Origin of the sequence: Pseudomonas sp. NPDC088885, assembly GCF_044750025.1 — a bacterium.
In the GTDB taxonomy this organism is placed as follows: domain Bacteria; phylum Pseudomonadota; class Gammaproteobacteria; order Pseudomonadales; family Pseudomonadaceae; genus Aquipseudomonas; species Aquipseudomonas rustica.
Window position 1 is genome coordinate 1 of the sequence record NZ_JBIVJB010000208.1, and the last position, 2683, is coordinate 2683.

A 2683-nucleotide genomic window follows, 5' to 3' on the forward strand; every position below is an offset into this window, starting at 1 on the left:
TGCAACGTCCAGCATTCGGTTGGCAAAACCCCATTCGTTGTCGAACCAGGCCAGGATGTTCACCAGCTTGGGGCCGGAAACACGGGTCTGACTGGCATCGACGATGGCCGAATGTGGGTCATGGTTGAAATCACAGCTGGCGTGCGGCAACTCGGTATACGCCAGCAGGCCTTTGAGCGGGCCAGTGGTGGCGGCCTCGCGCAGGATCCGGTTGACCTCATTGGCGTCGGTCGCGGTGGCGGTCTGCATCGTGATGTCGAGGCAGGACACGTTGACCGTCGGCACGCGTACGGCTTTGGCTTGAATTCGCCCGGCAAGTTCCGGCAGCAGACGCTCGATCCCGCGCGCCAGACCAGTGGACACCGGGATCACCGACTGGAACGCCGAGCGCGTGCGGCGCAGGTCTTCGTGGTGATAGGCGTCGATCACTGGCTGATCGTTCATCGCCGAGTGAATGGTGGTGATCGACACGTAATCGAGGCCGATGGCCTTGTCGAGCAGACGCAACAGCGGCACGCCGCAGTTGGTGGTGCAGGAGGCGTTGGACACCAGCAGTTCGTCGCCGGTCAGGCAATCCTGATTGACGCCGTAAACGATGGTGGCGTCGACATCCGCCTCGCTGGCCATCGGCTGCGAGAACAACACGCGTGGCGCGCCGGCGTCGAGAAAGCGCTGGCCGTCTTCGCGGGTGTTGTATGCACCGGAACACTCAAGCACCAGATCGACGCCAAGCGACGCCCAATCAATACCTTCGGGGGTGGCACTGCGCAGAACCTTCACGCAGTCGCCATTAATATAGAGACAATCGCCTTCTACTCGCACTTCGCCGGGAAAACGGCCGTGGGTGGAGTCGAAACGTGTCAGGTATTCGATGCTGGCCATGTCCGCCAGATCGTTGATCGCGACAATTTCAAACCCGGCTTTCTCGCCTCGCTCAAACAACGCACGCAAGACGCAACGACCAATCCGGCCGTAGCCGTTGAGTGCAACTTTGTAAGGACGCGGTTGAGGCATGGGGTTCTCGATAATATTCGCTACAACACAAACCATGTAGGAGCTGCCGAAGGCTGCGATCTTTTGATCCTGTTTTTTAAGATCAAGATCAAAAGATCGCAGCCTTCGGCAGCTCCTACAGGGGAATGCGGTGGCTGGGGCCACCGCATTCGTACTGCTTAGTCTTCCAGCAGTTCTTCAGCCTGACCGAGGATGTTTTCCAGGGTGAAGCCGAACTCTTCGAACAGTGCCGAAGCCGGAGCCGATTCGCCGTAAGTGGTCATGCCGATCACGCGACCTTCCAGACCCACGTACTTGAACCAGAAGTCGGCGTGCGCCGCTTCGATCGCGATACGCGCGCCAACCTGCAACGGCAGCACGTCCTGCTTGTAGCCAGCGTCCTGAGCGTCGAACACGCTGGTGCACGGCATCGAAACAACGCGCACCTTGCGGCCCTGCTCGGTCAGCTTGTCATAAGCCTGAACCGCCAGACCCACTTCCGAACCGGTCGAAATCAGGATCAGCTCAGGCTCGCCTGCGCAGTCCTTCAGTACATAACCGCCACGGCTGATGGCGGCAATCTGGCCAGCATCGCGTTCCTGGTGTTGCAGGTTCTGACGCGAGAAGATCAGCGCCGAAGGGCCGTCCTTGCGCTCCAGAGCGTTTTTCCAGGCCACGGCCGATTCAACGGCATCGGCTGGACGCCAGGTGTCGAGGTTCGGTGTGGTACGCAGGCTGGTCAGTTGCTCGATCGGCTGGTGCGTCGGGCCGTCTTCGCCCAGACCGATGGAGTCGTGGGTGTAGACGTGGATGACTTGCTTCTTCATCAGCGCGGACATGCGCACGGCGTTGCGCGCGTATTCCATGAACATCAGGAAGGTCGCGCCGTAAGGCACCAGGCCGCCGTGCAGGGTCACGCCGTTCATGATCGCGGTCATGCCGAATTCGCGCACGCCGTAGTACATGTAGTTGCCGCTGGCATCTTCAGCGCTGACGCCTTTGCAACCTTTCCACAGGGTCAGGTTGGAACCGGCGAGGTCAGCCGAACCGCCGAGCAGTTCCGGCAACAGCGGGCCGAAGGCGTTCAGGGTGTTCTGGCTGGCTTTACGGCTGGCGATGGTTTCGCCTTTGGCCGCGACTTCAGCGATGTAGGCCGAGGCTTTTTCGGAGAAGTCAGCTGGCAGCTCACCGCTCAGACGACGGATCAGCTCGTTGGCTTCGGTCGGGAATGCAGCGGAGTAAGCAGCGAAACGCTGATCCCACTCGGCTTCGGCCGCGCGACCTTTTTCCTTGGCATCCCACTCGGCATAGATGTCGGCCGGGATTTCGAACGGGCCGTAATTCCAGTTCAGCGCCTGACGAGTCAGAGCAATTTCCGCGTCGCCCAATGGCGCGCCGTGGCAGTCTTCTTTGCCCTGCTTGTTCGGCGAACCGAAACCGATGGTGGTCTTGCAGCAGATCAGGGTCGGCAGCGGGCTCTTGCGAGCGGTTTCGATGGCAGTCTTGATCTCTTCCGGGTCGTGACCGTCAACGTTGCGGATCACTTGCCAGTTGTAGGCTTCGAAACGCTTCGGGGTGTCATCGGTGAACCAGCCTTCGACTTCGCCGTCGATGGAGATGCCGTTGTCATCGTAGAAAGCGATCAGCTTGCCGAGCTTGAGGGTGCCGGCCAGGGAGCAGACTTCGTGCG

Annotated in this window: 2 protein-coding genes; both read right to left on the reverse strand. The window is 60.4% G+C overall.

The annotated features are described in order from the left end of the window. On the reverse strand, window positions 1–1014 hold a 1014-nt coding region (gene epd / locus ACIP1X_RS28525; RefSeq protein ID WP_400755930.1), incomplete at its 3' end, for an erythrose-4-phosphate dehydrogenase. A gap of 158 nt (window positions 1015–1172) precedes the next feature. Next, a partial coding sequence (tkt, locus tag ACIP1X_RS28530; RefSeq protein ID WP_400755931.1) for a transketolase occupies window positions 1173–2683 on the reverse strand: 1511 nt, incomplete at its 5' end.